Raw genomic sequence first — 17,956 nt, forward strand, 5'->3', positions numbered from 1 at the left:
GGCTGCGGCTCGCGCAGCTGCTGCGGCCTCCTGCGGCTCCGCGTCGAGGTCGGGTCAGGTGGGTTATGCTGCGCGTGGGGCATGGCTCGCTTTCAAGACATTCCGGTCCCCCGCCGCGATGTGCTCGCGGCGCTGCTCGAAGACGCGGCTGCGACCGACGACGGAGCCCCCGGCTGCGCGACCATGGGCGCGCTGTTCGAGACGCTGACCGCGATCTACCACTTCGAGTTCCACGCCGAGCTCGAGCTCATGAAGCGCAGCTACGCGCCGTTCAATCCGGATCTCGACGACGAGCGATTTGACGTGGCGACCGTGCCCAACCAGGCGCGAGCGGAGCTGCTCAACGAGCGGCTCCGCTCGGTGCTCGAGCGTGGCAATTATCGCAGGCTGACGGACGATGACGTCGCCCACGCGTTCGCCGAGCGCTCGTTGTTTCCGCTCAGCGTGGTCGTCGACACCTCCGTGTACCAAGAATTCGTGATCTACGCCCGCGGCGAGACCGAGCGCGCGGCCGAGGTCCCGCGCTGGTACGGGCTGCGCCAGCGGGTGGTTCAGGTCCCGACCTTCGATCGCGTGTGCCTGTACATCCGGCTCGAGCCGGAGACCGGGCTCGAGCCGGCGCAGGTCAAGCGGTCCCGCGCCAAGTTCGAGCCGGGCACGACGATCCTCAAGTTGTTTCGCAACATCCCCAAGGCCGACCTCGAGATCTTGTTTCCCAATTGCCAGCTCGAGATGCGCGCGTCGGACAAGCTGTTCTTTGGTGTGCCAGCGCTGCTGGGCGGGATCCCGGTGATCGCGAAGATGATCCCGGCTGCGTTCGCGCTGGCGATCTTGTTGGGGCTTCGCCGCGGCGAGATCGACACAGGCTCGATCATCACGGGGCTGACTGGGCTGGTCGTGCTCGGGGCCTATCTGTTCCGTCAGTGGGGGAAGTTCAGGAACCGCCGGGTGCTGTTCAACAAGGAGCTGTCCGAGAACCTGTACTTTCGCAACCTCGACAACAACGAGGGGGTACTGACGCGGCTGGTCGACGAGGCCGAGGAAGAGGAGTGCAAGGAGGCGCTGCTGGCCTACTACTTCTTGCATCGCGCAGCTGACGGGCAGACCTCGAAGGCTTTGACCGCGCCCGAACTCGACGCCGCCGTCGAGGCCTGGCTCAGCGAGCGGTTCCGCGTCACGATCGACTTCGAGGTTGGCGACGCGCTGACCAAGCTCGAGGCCCTGGGCCTGGTCGTTCGCGACGAGCAGCAGCGCTACACCGCCTGCGCCCCCGACAACGCCCTCGCCCAGCTCCGCGCCCGCTGGGACACAATCCTGAGCCCAAGCTAAATTTCTTTCACAGGTCGTTGAGCGTCGTGATCGAGGAGCGGCAGTGAGGGGGCCACACAGGTGAGCGAGGGGTCGGGTCCCAGTCCGCTCGTGCGGCGCTCGCTGAGCTGCTCGTTCGTCGTGCTCGCGTGCGCGTTCGTGTGGGCGGCGGCGCCCGTACTCCTGCCGCTCGCGCTGCTCGTCGACCTCGGCATCCGCCGCCGTTTCGTGCTCGCGCGCACCTACGTGATGGTCATGGTCGCCCTGATCTGCGAGAGCGTCGGGGTGGCCGTCGCGCTCACGCTCGAGCTCGCGCTCGCGCTCGGCGTGGATCGCCAGCGGGTGCTCGCCAGGAGCTTTCAGATCCAGTGCCTGTGGGTCGCCGCGCTCGCGCGCTCGGCGTTCGCCATCTTCAGCGTGCGGCTCGAGGTCGAGGGCGCCGAGGCGATCGGCGATGGCCCGCTGCTCGTGTTCATGCGCCACGCGAGCACCGCCGACGCGCTGCTCCCTGGCCTGTTGATCAGCGGCCCGCGAGGGATCGTGCTGCGCTACGTGCTCAAGCACGAGCTGCTGTGGGATCCCTGCCTGGATCTGGTCGGCAATCAGCTAGAGAATTACTTCGTACAGCGTGGCGTCGGGAGCGAGCAGGAGATCGAGGGCGTCGCCCGTCTCGCCGACAACCTCGGCCGCGAGGGCGTCCTGATCTACCCCGAGGGCACGCGCTTTGGCCTGCGCAAGCGGGCGCGGATCCTCGAGAAGCTCGAGGCCGCGGGCGATGAGCGAGGGGTCGCCCAGGTCCGCGCGCTGACCCACGTGCTCCCCCCGCGCCACGGCGGACCGCTCGCGCTGCTCGAGCGTGGACGTGGCGTGGACGTGCTGTTTTGCGCCCACACTGGGCTCGAGGGCACCGTCTCGTTTGCGTCACTGCTCCGCGGGCAGCTGATCGGCACCGTGATCCGCGTCCGGTTCTGGAGGGTCCCCGCGCGCGAGATCCCCGAGGGCCGCGACGACCGGATCGTGTGGCTGCACGGGCAGTGGGAGCAGGTCAACGGCTTCGTTGCCGCTCAGGACAGCGGCGACGGCTCGTGAACCGGGGTCGTCATCGCAACCCCCCGCCTCCCGCTTGGCTAGCCAGCGACTGGGCGCAGCGCCGCGCCCCGTGCTTGTTGTTGCTCGAGGAACTCCGCGAGGCTGCGCACGCTCGTGTAGATGCGCTGATTCGCCGCGTCGTCGCCCTCGGTCGTGATCCCGAACCGGCGATGCACGGCCATCGCGAGCTCGAGCATGTCGATCGAGTCCAGCCCGACCCCCGCCGAGGCCAGCGGCGCCTCGCTGTCGATGTCCTCCGGCGACGTCTCATCGAGTTTGAGGGCGTCGATGATCAGGACCTTGAGTTCCACCTCGAGCTGCTCCCGGGTCATCTTGCGTGCGGCGTCGCCGGGCATGGGCGCGATGATGGTAGTCGGCGGTACCGTGGGCGTCCAGCTGACGCCGGGCATGGGCCGGCCTCCGGGGGTCGAATTCGGCCTCTCGATGGGTCCAAGCTAGCGCGGGGCGCACCACGGGTCGCACAGCGCAGCGTCCGGGAACCTCGGCCGCGATCGTGCGTCCCTCGCCCAATGCCCGTCAGGTTCGTCCCAGCCTCGCTCCTGATCCTGTCAATCCTGATCTCGACCGCCGGCTGCGGCCACACCCCGAGCGTCGCTCCGCTGCCCGAGCTCGGCGTTGCCCCGCCGCCGGCCGTGTTCATCGAGCAGCGCGGGGCTGCGCCGCCCGGGGTCGTCGAGCTGGGTCCAGCCTGCCCGGCCGTGGTCGGCGACGCCCCGACGGCCTTCTTCGACGACCGCGTGCTGGTTCGGCTCCCGCCCGGGGTCGAGGGCGAGCAGGTGCCCGAGCAGAGCCCCAGCTTCGCGCGCAGCCACAGCCCGATCGCGATGGGCTGCGAGTCTGGGCTGGCGGCCTCGGTGTTCGTCGACAGCCAGCGAAACCTCGGCAACAAGGGGCTCGCGGCCGCACGCGAGCGGCTGTTCTCCAACCTGAACTTCCCCGACCACCCCGACATCGACGTCGTCGACGGCTCGGACGAGGGCGATGACATCTCGCTGGTCATGCGCTTCCCGAACCACCCGGTCTGGGGCGGCGTGCGGGTGTACCTGCGCATGACCGAGCGCTACGGACGGATCCACACGATCGGGTTTCTGACCGAGCAGCGCAGCTACCATCAGCTCGAGCCGCTGTTCCAGGCCTCGGCCACGACGCTGCTGATAGTCCCCGGCTAGACTGACGACGCGACTTCAGATGGTTCATCATCCGGGCGATGCAGACCACCCCACACGGCTGGAAGATCATCGACGCCGACCGCGGCGTCCTCGTGCTCACCTATGAGTTTGGCGCGGGCGCGACCTCCAACTGCTTCGTCGCCAAGCTCGCGAGCGGCGGCCTGTTGGTGATCAGCCCGCCGCCCAGGGTCTCGGCCGAGCAGCTCGAGGATCTCGCGAGCTTCGGCGAGGTCGAGGCGATCGCCACGAACAACGGCCACCACCACATGGGCCTCGGCCGCTGGCGCGAGCTGTTCCCCCAGGCTCGGTTTTTTGCGGCCCCGGGCGCGGCCGAGCGGATCGCCAAGAAGTCCAAGAACGCTGGCGAGCTCGAGCCACTGTCCGCGCTGCAGCCGCTGCTGGGCGACGACCTCGCGCTGATCGAGTCGCCAGCGAGCAAGTGCGGCGAGACCTGGGCGCGCGTGAAGGTCGACGGCGGCTACGTTTGGTACGCGTCGGACATCCTCGCCAACATCGGCGACCTGCCGGCGAAATTCCTGATTCGGATGGCGTTCACGCTGACCAAGAGCGCGCCGGGGTACCGCGTGTTTCACCTCGCGCACATGGTCATCGCCAAGGACAAGCGAGCGGTGCTGCGCGCGATGCTCGATGATATTCGCAAGCACCCGCCCACCGTGATGGTGCCGGCCCACGGGGAGATCTTGGACGCGCCCTCGACGGCCCACGACACCGAGCAGCTGCTGGTCGCCGAGACCGGCTAAAAAGTGAGCACTTGGCCCTGGATCTGCGAGACCATGTCGACGGTCCCCGACCAGACCACGGCCAGGCGGTTGCCCACGCTCGAGAGGCTGACGGTGTCGGGCACAGGCACGTCCCCCCACGGTGCCTCGTCGTCGAGCTCGGGCAGCATGGGTTGGTTGGGGCCGATGTAGCGGCGCAGGCGGACGCGCTCCTGGGCCCGGTCCGACCACGCAAACGCGAAGCTGCCGTCCGACAGCGCGGCGACGTCGCCGTAGGAAGCGAGCGCCAGGTTGTCCTGCAGATCCCACTGCTGGCCGACCACCGCGAAGTCCTCGTCGAGCAGGCGCGCGCGCGCGGTGATGTTGTCGATGTCGAGGCGGACCCAGAACACCGCCGTGCGACCGTCTTCGGCGACCGCGACCTGCGGGTTGAGATAGTACTCGGTGGCGGTCGAGACGATGACGGGGGCTGGGTCGATCCAGCCGGCGTCGAACCGACGCACGGCGACCGAGCAGGTCGAGTCGTTCATGATCGGGCAGCGGATCCAGGCGAGCACCACCATGCCCGCGCTGTTGCGGCCCAGGACTGGCTGCCGGGCGTGGTAGGTGTTGGGCTCGGTCTCGGGCATGAACGGCATGATGTCGATCCACGTGCCACCGCCGACGTCGTAGTCCCACCGCCGCACGAGCACCTGGTTGTCTTGCAGCCAGGTGATCGTCACCCGGCTGTCATCGAGGCTCAGGTCGCCCACGCTGACGCTCTTGTTGAGGGCGTTGACCCGCGACTGGCTCACGGGGTCGACGGGTCCCCGCTGAATCAAGAACAGGTCCGGCGACATGCTCATGGGGTCGACGCCAGGCTCGAGCGCGTGGATCGGGTGGTCCATGTCGACCCCCGCGACCAGGCGGAGCGGGTCGCTGGCGCTGTACATGACCGTGTCGCTGAGGCTCACGCTGGCGCCGCTTGGCTGTCCGTCCTCGTTGAACCATCGCGCGCGCGCCAGCATCGGACCGGTGTAGGTCACCGCGAAGCTGGTGTCGGCGAACATCGCAACCTGCGGGTGCTTGGCCCCGGTGCCCTCGAAGTCATCGAGCTCGCTCAACAGCGGGCTGTGCTCACAAAATTGACAGGGACCCCCACAGTCGACGTCCAGCTCGTCGCCGTTGTGGACCAGGTCATCGCAGGTTGGGGCCAGGCAGAGCCCGTCACCGCACACCTGCGACGCGCAGTCGCTCGGCTCGACGCAGGCCAGGCCGTCTGCGCAGGGGCTGCACACGCCGCCGCAGTCGACATCGGACTCGCCGGGATCGAGCACGCCGTTGTCGCAGTTGCCGGCGTCGCCGTCGCCATCGCCGTCCCCGTCCCCGTCGCCGTCGCCGTCCCCGTCGCCATCGCCGTCCCCGTCCCCGTCCCCGTCACCCGTGTCCGTCGCGCTCTCGCTGCCGTCTTCACCAGCGTCGATCAGGGGGTTGGGTCCGAGACAGCTCGCGCTGGACAGGGCGAGCGCCAGGGCGAGCGGCGAGCACACGCGTGCCGTGGAGACGTCGGAGACCAAAAAAGCCATGGGGCGCAGCGTAGCGTGGTTGCGGGCGCCTCGTGACGGGATCACACGCGCGGTGATCGAACACCGTCGCGCTCGGCCGACGCCGCCAGAGCTGCGCGCAACTCATGCTGTCACGGGTCCGAACACGCTGCCTGCGTGGCTGGGGGGCGCATTCGGGTCCGTTCGGGTCGGGGCGCTGGCGCGGTCGCGCTGGCCAGTGGGATGCTATGCCCATGCAACGAACGGGAAAGTGCATGTGCGGCGCGGTACGCTTCACCGCCGACGTCGCCCCAAAGATCAGCGCCTGTCACTGCGGGATGTGTCGGCAGTGGACCAGCGGGGTGTTGCTGTCGGCGATGGCCAAGGACGTCAGCTTCGAGGGCGAGGACGCGATCACCGTGTTCAGCTCGTCGAGCTGGGCCGAGCGCGGGTTCTGTTCGCGCTGCGGCTCGTCGCTGTTCTATCGGATCACCGCCGAGGGCCCGCATCACGGGGCGATGTCGATCGCGCTCGGGGTGCTCGATGAGCCCAGCGGGCTCCCGCTCGAGATGGAGTGGTTCATCGATCGCAAGCCAGATGGGTACGCGTTCGCAGGCGAGCACAAGCGGCTGACGGAGGCGGAGGCGCTCGCGCTGTTCACGGCGCCGGAGGGGTGATCCCGCTGCGCGCTGCGTTGAGGGCGAACAATCGCTCGATCACCTCGCGGTCGAACACCTCGCGCGGTCCGAGATACTCCGGGACCGCGACGTCCCCCCACCCGTAGGCGGCCAGGACCGCGCGATCGACCTCGACGTGCAGCGCCCGCAGCTCGTCCAGCTGCGGCGCCCGGGCCCGCGGATCTGCCAGCGCGTTGTAGGTCTTCGTCAGGCCCACGTTGGCCTCGATCATGTACCGCGCCCGGGCCCGCTCGAGCCGGTCCCCGGCGAGCTCGAGCTCGGCCCCGAGCACCGGAAACGCAAAGCACCCAAAGCAATCACTGGGCGAATAGTTGATCCCAGCATTGCGCATGGTCGAGCTGAGCAACCACGCCCAGGCCGCGTGCACCCGCGACTGCAAGACCGCGAACGCAGCGCAGGAGTCGAGCGCAAACACGCATAACTTGTGCGAGAACAACCGCCGGGCCGGCTGAAACGCGAACACCAGGTGCTTGTTCACCAGCGAGGTGACCAGGCACCTCGACAACGGCGCGAGCGCGGCGTGCAGTGAAGGGGTCGCGCGGCCGTGCTGCCACCAATAGGCCTTGCGACGACGACCATCCGCGTTGTCACCGAGCTTGTCGCGGCCAGGCTTGACCTCGCGGCGGATGATCTCGAGCAACAGCGGCCACGCGCTCGCCTGCTCCTGCGAGCGCTGCTCGAAGTCGATCGCGTAGCGGTTGACGGCCTGGGTCGGCGACGTGTTGAGCTGCTCGCCGCCAATATACGGCCGGATCCGGGCGGCGTTGCGGGGATCCTGGGCGATCAGCTGGTCGCGCTGGGCAGGCGTGAGCACGAAGCCTCGGCCGAGCACGTAGGTCCCGATGAACGCCAGCTCGGCGTTGGCCGCGAGCGTGACGGGATCCGCTCGCTCGGGGCACGGACGCAGGCGGCTGTCGATACACGCCACGTCGGCGCCGTTGAGCCGCGGCTTGATCTTGGACACCCCGCGCGCCAGGTGAACGATCGAGACCGTGACGTTCGCGGCCCCCGGCCACTCGAGGTGCTCGACGGCGTCGTAGATCCACGCCCGATCAGCCACGAGCGCGGCGAGCCCGGTCGTGCGGGTGTCGCCTTGGCCGATCGTGTTGGTCGCGACCAGGCTGATCGTCCCGCCGCTTGCGCCCAGCAGCACGTTCGCGCGACGAAAGAAGTGGGCCGCGTAGTCGGCGTTGCCGTGCGACCCCGGGTGCTGAAGCTTGAGCCAGTCGAGGTAGGGCCGGCCCCGCTTGGCGAGGATCCCATTCTTGCCGAGGAACGGCGGGTTGCCGATGATCGCGTCGAAGCCGGTCGGTCCGATCTGGGGAAACTCCAGGCACCAGTGAAACGGCTGCGGCCCGGCGCGGTCGAGCTCCCCGAGCTCCCCGCGCTCCCCGATGTGGTCGAGCACCCGCGCCCGGGCCTGGGCGCGCTCGCGGAGCTTGGTCGAGCACAGGAACGCCGCGATCAGGTGATCGGCGAGGACCCGCGCGGGTTCGAGATCCTGTTGGGCCTGCTGACTGGCCGCGCTCGGTGATCGCCCCGACTCGAGCTGCGCGCGGACGCTCGCGCAGCGCTCGAGCGCCCGGTCGATGATCTCCCGACCCGCGCTGGGGATTTCACCGCGATGCTCGACATTCCAGCTCAGGCGTCGCAGCTGCTCGACCTGCAGACCAATTAGCGCGTCACCGCAGCGCAGCGCGTGGTCGAAGCAATCGAACCGCAGCCCGCCCGCGCGCGTCTCGAGCCACACCGAGAGCTTGCCGAGCTCGACGGCGTCGGGATCCTCGTCGACGCCAAACAGGTTGGTCAGGGCCAGACGCAGCCCGTGATCACCAGCGCCGGTCCTGGTGACAAGCCAGCGCAGCGCAGCCAGCACAAACACGCCCGAGCCCATCGCTGGATCGCACACGCGCAGCGAGGCCGGGTCCCGGGCTCGCGCCAGCGGCTCGAGGGCGCGGCTGGCGATCTGCTCGGCGAGCTCCCGGGGCGTGTAGTGGGTGCTGGTCCGGCGTCGCTGCTCGGGCGCGCGCGTGGTCTCGTAGACCCGGCCAAGCAGCTCCACGTCGGCCTCGGCGTAGGGGCTCAGAAGCTCGAGCAGCGCCAGCACGGTCGCGTCACGGGGGGCGGCCGCGCTGAGCAGCGACAGCCGCTGTGGCCCGAACAGCCGACCACCACGACGCTCGTGCAGCTCGCGAAACATGCCCATGAGCCGCGGCCACGCGTCGGCGCTGCGCTGGAGATCGCTGGCTTGCCGCAGGTCCGTGTGCAGTTGTTGCAGGTCGGTCCCGAGCAGAGACCGGGCCTCGGCGAGGTACAAGAAGATCAGACGCAGAACGAGCGTGAGTCGCTGTTCATGGAGTCCCGCGGGCTCGCGCTCGGGTTGCTCACCCGCGACCCCACGCAGCAGCTCCATGGCGTCGGCGGCGGGCAGGACGGACATTGCATACGTTGGCGATGATGCTGACGCGGCAGCCCCCTCGCGCTTCGCGACGCCGATCAATTCACGCAGCTACAGCTGGCTTCATCCCACGCATAGCCGACGTCACAGCGAGCGATGACGTTGCAAGTGCTACCGCAGTTGCCGATCTCCGTGCACGTCTGGCTGCACCCCTGATCGGCCTCGCAAGCCTCGCAGCGCCACTCGCAAGAGGCCACCGGGGCGTCGAGCACGGCGCTGGTCTGATCGCCGACGCGCCGCTCGGCGTGCTCGAGTTGATCGAGATAGTCAGGGTGGAGCGAGTCGCCACGCGCGGGTCCGTGGCGGTCCTGCCCGACGCTTCCACCGAGCACTGGCGCGAGCGCCAGGCCGAGTAAGAGCGTTGAGAGGGTGATGAGCTTGTACATGGGGTTCCTGGAACCGCGCGCGTCGGATCAGCCGCCCTATTCTCGAAGCGTTTCGCGTGCCGATCAACACTTCTCTGGCGGGGCAAAAAGCCAATCTCAAGCGCCGGCAAATGGTCTTTAGATCGAAAAAGTGGCTGTGCAGGCGCAGAAACGGCGCGGCGGTGTCGCTCTAGGGGCGATAGCTCACGAGATCGGCCATGGAATCCAGCCAACTTTTTGTTCTTTGGGCCGATTTTCGCGCGGAAATGCCCCCCTTGACAGGGGCGCGTCGCGTACGCGGTCAGCCGCAGATCGGCTTGTAGGGCTGGCCAGGTAGCCAGGTCTGCCACTCTTGTTCAGTGGGGCTGCGCCCGGCGGCATAGCAACCGAGCTGGACCATGCGCGGTGGAGTCATTGGCCAGACTCGCGCGGTGCCGTCATAGCTGCCGGTCAGCAAGAAGCTGCCGTCGATGGGCATGACCATCGCCGAGACTTTCTTCTCGTGGCCGCGAAGCAGCTGATGATCATCGCGACCTTCGAGCGGCTCGGGATACCAAATGTGGACGCTGCCGTCGCCGTTGCCGGCGTACAAGCGCTTGCTGTCGGGCCCGAAGCGGACCCACTCGACGCCGTTGGAGTCGATCATCTCGAGCGCGCGAGAGTTCTCTTCGGGGTGGTCGGAGCTGCGGTCCCACAGCCGCACGGTGCCATCACGACTGCCGGTTGCGATCCACCTGCCGTCGTTGGAGAAGCTGCCGCTGTTGATGGTGTCGGTGTGCCCGCGCAGCACCAGGGTGGCCTTGGCGAGGCCCTCGCTGCTCATGGTCCAGACCCGCGCGTTGCGGTCGGCGCTGCCCGAGATCATCACGCTGCCGTCCTCTTTGAACCCGAGCGTCCAGATCTCGCGCTCGTGCGGCTTGAACCGTTGCTTGGGCTCACCGAGCGGCGCGTTGAGATCCCAGGCCATGAGCGCTCCGGTGATGTCGGCCGAGATCAGCAGGCTGTCGTCGGGCGAGATCGCCAGGCGCACGACCTCGTCGTTGTGGCCGATGAGCTCGGTCCCGGCCCAGCCGGACTCGGCCGACCACGCCCGCACGGACTTGTCGGTGCCGCACGAGAACAGCCGCGAGCCGTCCGAGCTGAACACGAGATCCATGATCTCGCCGGTGTGACCCTCGAGCTTGGTGGCGTTCTCGCTTGGGTCGTCCTTGACGATGTCCCAGATCAGGATGTTCTGGTCCTGCCCCGCCGTGGCGGCGTAGCGACCCCCAGGCGCGAGCGCGGCCGCGTTGATCGGCTTTTGGTGGCCGACCAGCACGTCGCGCGGGAACGGGCGGCCGCTCGGCTCGAACTCCCAGAGCACGGCCTTGGCGTCGCTGCCAGCGCTGATGAAGCGCTTGCCGTCGCGGCTGATGTCGACGTCGGCGATCGTGCCCGTGTGCAGGCGGGCCGGGAAGTAGTTGCCGTTCGAGGCGTCGGTCCCCCCGCGGTAGTCCCAGACGTACGCGTTGCCGTCGATCGAGCCCGAGATCATCGAGCGGCCGTCGGCGGACAGGGCCACGGCCCCCGCGTCGCGTGTGTGACCGGGGAACTCGATGGTCTCGACCACCTGCGCGCGCTTGGCCAGGTTCCAGGCGATGACCTTGGCGTCCTTGCCCGCGGTCACGGCCCAGGTGCTGCTCGAGTCCACGCGCAGATCGTTGATGAGCTGCTGGTGGCCCTTGAAGGTGACGCCCGTGGCCGCCGGGTCCTTGGCTTGCAGCTCCCAGATCTTGAGCGTGTTGTCGCTCGACGCGGTGACGGCGAGCTTGGAGTCCGGGGTGATCGCGATCTTGTTGATCGGACCCGTGTGACCGATCAACACGACCGGGTTGCGCCACGGCGCGGACGAGGTCAGGTCCCACATGCGGGCGGTCTGGTCCTGGCCGCCGCTGATCAGCCAGCGCCCGTCGTTGCTGACGTCGACGGCGAGCACGGGGGCCTCGTGGCCGCTCAGCGAGACCCGCTTGCCGACCCGACCATTGTCGAGCGCCCAGATCTTGACGGTCGTGTCGTCGCTGACCGTGTACGCGGCGCGGCCGTCAGCGGCGATCGCGACGTCGGTGATCACCCCTTCGTGACCCGAGATCGCGCCGGTCGGGCTGCTGGGATCGGCGGCGTGCAGATCCCAGATGCGAGGGCGCCCGTCTTCGGTCGATGACGAGATCATCCAGCGGCCGTCCTTCGAGAAGTCGACCTTGTTGACCTTGCCCTTGTGATCACGAAGGATCCGCGTGTCGGTGCCGGGGTCGTCGGCGCGAAGATCCCACAGACGAATGGTGCGGTCCTCGGCGGCGGTGACCAGCCAGCGCCCGTCGGGCGTGGCCTGGGCCAAGATGATCGGACCCTGGTGACCGCGCAGGTGGACGGGCTGGGTCTTGCCGCTCGACAGGTTCCAGACCATCGCGTCCTTGCCCGCGGTCGCGATGGCCTTGTCGCCGTTGGGAGACAGGGCGACGGCGCTGACGGCCTTGCCGCTGCCGGCGTTGAGCTCGTCGACCAGCGCGCGGCCGCGGGTCCGGGCGAGGCTGGTTCGCAGCGCGCGATCGGGATCGGAGCCAGCCACGACCGGGGTCGCGGCGACCAGGTGCAGGGCCGCGGCGGCGATCAGCGCGGCCGTGCGCGCGTCGGTCTCGGCGGTGGCGATCGCGTCGGCGGCCGCCTTGTTGGCGATCTCGTAGATCTGGTCTTCGCCTTCGCGCAGCTCGCTGGTCTCGCCGCCGCCCTCGTCGTCGTCGCCCTTGCCAGTGGGATCTCCACCGATCAACAGCTTGGCGACGATCCCCCCGGCGGCGATCGTCCCGACGCCAGCGCCAATCACCCCGGCGATCCGGATCAGCTTCTTGCGCTTGCGGTTCTTGCTGGCCTCGATGAACTCGCGGTGCAGCGCCGTGGGCTTGGGATCGCGGTTGCGGTTGCGCTCGTACCAGACCTCGGCCTCTTTGATGTTCTTGCCGTCGAGCAGCACGTTGTCGCTGCGACCGCTGTCGTCCCACGCGTTGGCGAGCTCGTCCCAGCGCAGGTACTCGTCGTCGGGCTCGCCGGCCTTGCGCCGCTCGGGGCGGGCCGGGACTCGTGAACCGGCGGCGCCTGGGTCGGCGCCGGGCATCGCCCCCATCGCGCCGCCAGCCAGGCTGGGCATGCCACCCGCGCCCGCGCCACCACCTCCAGGACCAAACGCGAGCGAAGGGCCGCCGCCGAGCGCCGCCCCGCCGCCGTGACCTGCCCCCAGCGACGGCCCGCCGGCGAGCGAGGGCGCGCCGCCGTGACCCGCCCCTAGCGATGGCCCGCCGCTGAGCGAGGGCGCGCCGCCGTGACCTGCTCCCAACGACGGCCCGCCGCTGAGCGAGGGCCCTCCACCGCCGCCAAACGGGGGCGCTCCGCCACCGCCAAACGGAGGCCCCCCGCCCAACGCCGATCCAGGTCCCGAGGGTCCGCCAAACGAGGGCGGACCCGAGAGCGAGGGCCCACCGCCACCGAACTGAGGCGGCCCGCCGAGACCGGGCGGACCGTCGAGACCGGGCGGCCCGGCTTGAATGCCAAACGCAGGCGGAGGATCGACGCCGTCCAACCCAGGCGGACCGTCAAAGCTGGGCGGACCGTCGAAGCCGGGCGGTCCGTCCAACCCAGGCGGGCCGTCCAACCCAGGAGGCCCGCCGAACGAGGGAGGCCCGCCGAACGCGGGCCCGCCCCCACGAAGCTTGGGTGCGGAGCCGCCGAGCGCGGGCGGCATGGTGTGACCGGCATCGACCGGGGCACCCATGCCGCCGCCGCCGCCGCCACCCATCATGGGCGGCAGCGTCTGACCGCCCTGACGCGGGGGTGGTCCCTCGGCGAAGCCACCCTGAAGATTGGGTGGCCCGCCCATCCCGGGTGGTCCGCCCGGGCCGCGCATGTTTGGTGGTGGTCCACCAGGTCCACCAGGTCGCGGGGGTCCCCCGGGTCCACCCGGTCCGCGCATGTTCGGAGGTCCGCCCATGCCCTGCCCTGGAGGTCCGCCCGGTCCGCGCATGTTCGGCGGTCCACCGGGCCCGCCCGGTCCACGCATGTTCGGCGGTCCACCGGGTCCGCCGGGTCCACCCGGTCGGGCAGGCCCGCCGGGCCCACGGTTGACGACCGGCTGCGCCAACCCAGCCTGCGGACCCGCGCCCTGTTGATCCGCGACGACCTTCATCGTCCAGCGGGCGACGACGATCTCGTCACCGGGGTTGACGGGGCTGGGCTGCACGACCTTGCGGCGGTTGAGGTAGGTGCCGTTGGTCGACCCGAGATCCTCGACCTGAAAGCCGTTGCCGACTCGACTGATCTTGCAGTGCATGCCGGAGATCCCGGCGGTCTGGAGGCGTAGGTCGTTACCTTCACGGCGACCGATCGTCACGGCTGGCCGGTCGAAGGTCAGCAGCCGCGGGGGCTTGCCCTCTTCGCTGAGCGAAATGCGAATCATGGCGATGGCTCGGTGCCGGAGACTAACCCGGCGCGCGCCCACAGATCCACGGGGCCGTTCCTTTTAGGAACCACGGACGACCCACAGACAGCTGCAGGTCGTGGTCAGAGGCCAATTTGTGGATCGAGGCATCGCTAGCCCCGGGAACTGCCTCGCCGTGACCCCACAGGCGTGTTCGCAGGTCGGGGGACTGTCCCACGGGGCTGGTCGTCGGCTCGGCTGCGAGGCTGGCCGCCGCGGTCACAATACTTGCGTTTGGCGCTGCGGGCTGCGAGGACCCGAGGGTGTCGGCCAGGGTCCCGCCGAGCGAGCAACGTCTGCGAGCTGCGCGAGCGGCCGGACTGCGCCCACGTTCACGTTCGCTCGCGCTCGGCGTGGCTGCGCTGGTCTGCTGGGGAGTCGTCGCGGGGCTTGGGGTCCACGCGCCTGCCTGGATCGAGGCGGCGCTCGAGCGAGCGTTCACGCAGACCGGGCCGGCCCTGCCGGATCCGAGCCTCGCCGCCGCGGCGTTGCTGGGGTTGCTGGCCACGCTCGCTGGCGCGGCGATGCTGCTGCACGGTCGCCGACAAAGCCGTCGCAAGCTCGGGGTCGAGCGCGAGCACGGCGAGATCCCCTCGTGGGTCGCGCTTGGCTCGTGTGCGGCCGCGCTCGTCGTCGCGCTGGTGTGGCTGCGATCGGCGCCGGCTGCCGCGGCGCGCTCGGTCGACGTGGCGGGCGTGGCCGGACTGTGGGCCGTGTGGTCGGGGTGGCTCGGCCGCGGGCTGCTCGTGGTCGCGCTCGTGGCCGCTGGTGCGGGCGTGATCGAGCGCCTGGTCAGCGCGCGTCAGCTGTGGCAGGGGTTGCACCTGACCCGAACGCAGCAGCGCGCGCGCGCGCGCGCGAGCGGGTCCCGAGGACGGCGGCGCTGACACGCGAGCTCGAGCTTCCGAGACCTCGGGCGAGACTCCCAGACTTCCAGACAGGGCACGAGCTTGGCCACCCAGGATCGCAGCGAGCAGCACCCTTCGCGGCTGGTATCGGTCGCGGTCCCGGTCGCGCTGGATCAGGCGTTCACCTACTCGGTCCCCGCGGAGCTGCCGATCCCCGCGCCCGGCACCCGGGTGGTCGTGCCCTTTGGTGCCCGCGCGCTGATCGGAGTGGTCCGCCCAGGCGTCGCCGAGCTGCCCGAGAAGGGGGCGCTGCGCGAGCTGCTCGAGCTGCTCGATCCACCGGAGCAGCCGGCTTTGAGCGCCGACCTCGTCGCGCTGTGCGAGTGGATCTCCGACTACTACCTGGCCCCGCTCGGCGAGACCTACCGGCTGGCGCTGCCGGGCTCGGCGATGGGGGTCGACGCCCGGCGGGCCCAGCTGACCGAAGCAGGCGCGACCGCGCTCGGCTCGGACCCCGATCTGCACGCGCACGATCGTCGGCTGCTCGCGCGCCTGTACGACGAAGGCGCCACGCCGACGGCCAAGTGGCTCGTGGTCGCGAGCTTGACCAAGCAGACCAGCGGACCGCCGATCCCCGCGCCGTTGATGCGGCTGTCCGCGCTGGCTGCCCGCGGGCTGGTCGAGGTCGACACCGGTGAGGCCGAGCGTCGACGCGCCCGCACGGAGCCGCACTATCGCCGCACCGATCGCCTGCGCAGCGGCAGCGCCGACGAGCCCGCGATCGCCCAGGTCGTCGGCCGCAGCAAGCAACGCCGGGCCCTGCTCGACTACCTCGACCTGCAGCCGCCCGCGAGCTGGACCTCCGTGTCGGAGCTGCGCGGGCCGTTTCCGCGGGTTCGCCAGCTGATCGACCCGCTGGTCGACGCGGGCCTGGTGGTTGCGTCCGAGCGCCTGCGCGAGCTCGATCCCTTCGCGTCGCCGGCCGTCCCGAGCACCGCGCCCCCGACCCTCACCGCGGATCAACACGCCGCGCTCGAGCGCCTGCTCGCGGCCCTGAACGCCGGCCACTTCGAGGCCTCGCTGCTGCATGGGATCACCGGGAGCGGCAAGACCGAGATCTATCTGCAGCTGATCGCCGAGGCCCGCGAGCGTGGTGGGGGCGCGATCGTGTTGGTCCCCGAGATCGCCCTGACCCCGCAGCTGGCCGAGCGCTTTCGGTCTCGGTTTGGCGACGCGGTCGCGGTGCTGCACAGCGGCCTGACCCCGCAGCAGCGCCTGGACGTGCAGGGCCACATCCGCGCGGGGCAGCGACCGATCGTGATCGGGGCCCGCTCGGCCGTGTTCGCGCCGGTCCCCAACCTGCGGGTGATCGTCGTCGACGAAGAGCACGACGCGTCGTTCAAGCAAGACGAGGGGGTCCGCTACAACGCCCGCGACGTCGCCCTGGTCCGCGGTCGCAAGCTCGACGCGGTGGTCGTGCTCGGCTCGGCCACGCCCTCGCTCGAGAGCTGGCACGGGACCCGCGAGCAGCGGCTCTCGCTGTTGTCCCTGCGGACCCGCCCGACCCCGCGGCCGCTGCCCGAGGTCGAGATCGTCAACCTCAAGGAGCACCTGCCCGACCGCGACACGCTGCTGTCGGCCAAGCTGCGCAACCGCCTGCTCGAGACCGCCGCCGCGGGCGAGCAGGCGATCGTGTTCTTGAATCGACGCGGCTACACCACCGCGCTGTCGTGCACCACCTGCGGCTCGTTTCAGCAGTGCCCCGACTGCTCGGCCCCGGCGATGACCTATCACCTCAAGCGCAACCGCTTGATGTGTCACCTGTGTGGCCACATCGAGGGCGCGCCCGAGCGATGTCGCAGCTGCGGCGGCACCGAGCTCGAGCATGGCGCGGCCGGGACCGAGCGGGTCGAGGTTGCGATCGCGGCCTCGCTGCCCGGGGTCCGGATCGCCCGACTGGATCGCGACACCTCGCGCGGCAAGGCCCTGACCGAGCTGCTCGATCGATTTCGCAACCGCGAGGCCGACGTGCTGATCGGCACCCAGATGCTGTCCAAGGGCCACGACTTCCCGGGCGTGACCCTGGTCGGGGTCCTGCGCGCCGATCAGGGGCTGGCGCTGCCGGACTTTCGCGCGACCGAGCGGGTGTTTCAGCTGCTCACCCAGGTCGCGGGTCGGGCCGGGCGCGGGGATCGACCTGGGCGCGTGGTGCTGCAGACCTGGGCGCCGGATCACCCGGCGATCCAGTACGCGCACACCCATGACTTCGAGGGCTTCGCCAAGTGGGAGCTGGCCGCGCGGGCCAAGCTCGGCAACCCCCCGCTCGGCTACGTCGCGCTGCTGCGGATCAGCGGTGAAGATCGCTCGCAGGTCAACGCGCGGGCCCGCGAGCTCGGTCGCTCGGTCGGCGCGCTCGCAACCCGGGTCGCGCAAGCCAGCGGCGCCACCCGGGTCGAGGTGCTGGGCCCGATCGACTCGCCGATCGAGCGGATCAACCGGCGGCTGCGCATGCAGATCCTGCTGCGGACCAGCCGACGCGACGCGCTGCGCTGGGTGCTTCGGCATCTTCGCCACGAGCTCGGCGCGCGCGGGCGCGGACGGATCGGGACCGTGGCCCGCGTCGACGTCGATCCGTACACGCTGATGTGAGCGGCCTGAACTCGGTCGAGCTGTCACTCGTCGTCGTCGTCGTGCTTGACGAGGGGGTGGTCCTTGACGCGCAGCCCCAGCACCATGATCAGATCTGACAAGGTGCTCTGCAGCATCAGGATCATCGACACCGCGAGCCCGGTCATGAGCGCGAGCAGGACCGAGGTGGCGTAGTACTGGAGGACCACGATGTCCTGCGCGCCGTCGAGCGCGTCGGTCTCGATGATCGGCACCGCGAGCGTCAGCAGCAGCAACAGCGAGCCAAAGAACAGCGCGCTGGCCTGTCGCCCGATCCACAGGATCCGCCGGTAGAACAGCTCGGTGAGCCGCGTATCCGCCGTGCGGCTGATCCCCAGCAAGGTGAGCATCAAGGCCAAGACCGACGCGCTCGCGCCCATGCTCGCCGAGCCGAGAAACGGCAACACCGCGCGCAGCGCTTCGACCAGGCGGCGAGCTTCGAAGTAGCTCCCGAAACCCAACAGCCCGGCCGCCCCCGTGGCGATCACCAGGGTCAGCGCGCCCCCGACCGCCGCCCGCGTCATGTCGTGGTTCCAGCGTTGTTGATGGGATCGCTCAGGGTCGGT

Annotated in this window: 13 protein-coding genes; 7 read left to right on the forward strand and 6 right to left on the reverse strand. The window is 69.8% G+C overall.

All coding sequences use genetic code 11. From position 1 onward, the window contains the following. Positions 1 to 81: 81 nt before the first annotated feature. Together ENSA7_RS37910 and ENSA7_RS37915 are read left to right on the forward strand one after the other, a co-directional pair. The gene (locus ENSA7_RS37910) at positions 82 to 1,329 is read left to right on the forward strand and encodes a TMEM143 family protein (RefSeq protein WP_106094304.1); all 1,248 of its coding nucleotides are present in this window, start codon (positions 82 to 84) and stop codon (positions 1,327 to 1,329) included. Positions 1,330 to 1,419: 90 nt separating this feature from the next. Then, entirely contained in the window at positions 1,420 to 2,397 is a 978-nt protein-coding gene (locus tag ENSA7_RS37915; protein WP_146158609.1) for a lysophospholipid acyltransferase family protein, read from the forward strand. A gap of 38 nt (positions 2,398 to 2,435) precedes the next feature. Here ENSA7_RS37915 and ENSA7_RS37920 read toward each other — a convergent pair whose 3' ends face one another. After that, positions 2,436 to 2,807: a phosphopantetheine-binding protein gene (locus ENSA7_RS37920; protein WP_244924045.1), complete on the reverse strand. Its 372-nt coding sequence runs from the start codon at positions 2,805 to 2,807 to the stop codon at positions 2,436 to 2,438. A gap of 120 nt (positions 2,808 to 2,927) precedes the next feature. Here ENSA7_RS37920 and ENSA7_RS37925 point away from each other — a divergent pair, with 120 nt between their 5' ends. Beyond that, on the forward strand, positions 2,928 to 3,587 hold the full coding sequence (locus ENSA7_RS37925; protein WP_106094306.1) for a hypothetical protein: 660 nt from the start codon (positions 2,928 to 2,930) through the stop codon (positions 3,585 to 3,587). Positions 3,588 to 3,625: 38 nt separating this feature from the next. Then, a complete protein-coding gene (locus ENSA7_RS37930) occupies positions 3,626 to 4,348 on the forward strand; it encodes a hypothetical protein (protein WP_106094307.1) in 723 nt (240 codons plus the stop codon). Here ENSA7_RS37930 and ENSA7_RS37935 read toward each other — a convergent pair. Beyond that, a complete protein-coding gene (locus ENSA7_RS37935) occupies positions 4,345 to 5,892 on the reverse strand; it encodes a hypothetical protein (protein WP_146158610.1) in 1,548 nt (515 codons plus the stop codon). The two genes, ENSA7_RS37930 and ENSA7_RS37935, sit on opposite strands and share 4 nt — an antisense overlap. A gap of 212 nt (positions 5,893 to 6,104) precedes the next feature. Between ENSA7_RS37935 and ENSA7_RS37940 the strand changes: the two genes are divergently transcribed. Next, entirely contained in the window at positions 6,105 to 6,527 is a 423-nt protein-coding gene (locus tag ENSA7_RS37940) for a GFA family protein (RefSeq protein ID WP_219908132.1), read from the forward strand. Here the strand turns inward: ENSA7_RS37940 and ENSA7_RS37945 are convergent. The 3 genes from ENSA7_RS37945 to ENSA7_RS45945 all read right to left on the reverse strand — a co-directional run bounded on the left by ENSA7_RS37945 (position 6,508) and on the right by ENSA7_RS45945 (position 13,854). Then, entirely contained in the window at positions 6,508 to 8,988 is a 2,481-nt protein-coding gene (locus tag ENSA7_RS37945) for an Eco57I restriction-modification methylase domain-containing protein (protein WP_106094310.1), read from the reverse strand. The genes ENSA7_RS37940 and ENSA7_RS37945 overlap by 20 nt on opposite strands. 56 nt (positions 8,989 to 9,044) lie before the next feature. Continuing rightward, on the reverse strand, positions 9,045 to 9,392 hold the full coding sequence (locus ENSA7_RS37950) for a hypothetical protein (protein WP_106094311.1): 348 nt from the start codon (positions 9,390 to 9,392) through the stop codon (positions 9,045 to 9,047). A gap of 280 nt (positions 9,393 to 9,672) precedes the next feature. Then, positions 9,673 to 13,854, reverse strand: coding sequence for an FHA domain-containing protein (locus tag ENSA7_RS45945; protein WP_106094312.1), 4,182 nt, complete (start codon positions 13,852 to 13,854; stop codon positions 9,673 to 9,675). Between the two features lie 284 nt (positions 13,855 to 14,138). On the opposite strand from ENSA7_RS45945, the gene ENSA7_RS37960 reads away from it, so the two are divergent. Further along, complete coding sequence (locus ENSA7_RS37960; RefSeq protein WP_146158611.1) at positions 14,139 to 14,762, forward strand: hypothetical protein; 624 nt, start codon at positions 14,139 to 14,141, stop codon at positions 14,760 to 14,762. A gap of 63 nt (positions 14,763 to 14,825) precedes the next feature. Beyond that, positions 14,826 to 17,372, forward strand: a complete 2,547-nt coding sequence (priA, locus tag ENSA7_RS37965) for a replication restart helicase PriA (protein WP_106094314.1) — start codon at positions 14,826 to 14,828, stop codon at positions 17,370 to 17,372. A gap of 23 nt (positions 17,373 to 17,395) precedes the next feature. Here the strand turns inward: priA and ENSA7_RS37970 are convergent, their stop codons facing one another. Beyond that, positions 17,396 to 17,914: a hypothetical protein gene (locus ENSA7_RS37970; protein WP_146158612.1), complete on the reverse strand. Its 519-nt coding sequence runs from the start codon at positions 17,912 to 17,914 to the stop codon at positions 17,396 to 17,398. Positions 17,915 to 17,956 lie beyond the last annotated feature (42 nt).

The organism is Enhygromyxa salina (assembly GCF_002994635.1).
Lineage (GTDB): Bacteria > Myxococcota_A > Polyangia > Nannocystales > Nannocystaceae > Plesiocystis > Plesiocystis salina_B.

Bases quoted from the DNA above. Each gene is read 5' to 3' on its own strand.
- ENSA7_RS37910 (WP_106094304.1), top strand. From the start codon at position 82: ATGGCTCGCTTTCAAGACATTCCGGTCCCCCGCCGCGATGTGCTCGCG.
- ENSA7_RS37920 (WP_244924045.1), bottom strand. From the start codon at position 2,807: ATGCCCGGCGTCAGCTGGACGCCCACGGTACCGCCGACTACCATCATC.
- ENSA7_RS37925 (WP_106094306.1), top strand. From the start codon at position 2,928: ATGCCCGTCAGGTTCGTCCCAGCCTCGCTCCTGATCCTGTCAATCCTG.
- ENSA7_RS37930 (WP_106094307.1), top strand. From the start codon at position 3,626: ATGCAGACCACCCCACACGGCTGGAAGATCATCGACGCCGACCGCGGC.
- ENSA7_RS37935 (WP_146158610.1), bottom strand. From the start codon at position 5,892: ATGGCTTTTTTGGTCTCCGACGTCTCCACGGCACGCGTGTGCTCGCCG.
- ENSA7_RS37940 (WP_219908132.1), top strand. From the start codon at position 6,105: ATGCAACGAACGGGAAAGTGCATGTGCGGCGCGGTACGCTTCACCGCC.
- ENSA7_RS37945 (WP_106094310.1), bottom strand. From the start codon at position 8,988: ATGTCCGTCCTGCCCGCCGCCGACGCCATGGAGCTGCTGCGTGGGGTC.
- ENSA7_RS37950 (WP_106094311.1), bottom strand. From the start codon at position 9,392: ATGTACAAGCTCATCACCCTCTCAACGCTCTTACTCGGCCTGGCGCTC.
- ENSA7_RS45945 (WP_106094312.1), bottom strand. From the start codon at position 13,854: ATGATTCGCATTTCGCTCAGCGAAGAGGGCAAGCCCCCGCGGCTGCTG.
- ENSA7_RS37970 (WP_146158612.1), bottom strand. From the start codon at position 17,914: ATGACGCGGGCGGCGGTCGGGGGCGCGCTGACCCTGGTGATCGCCACG.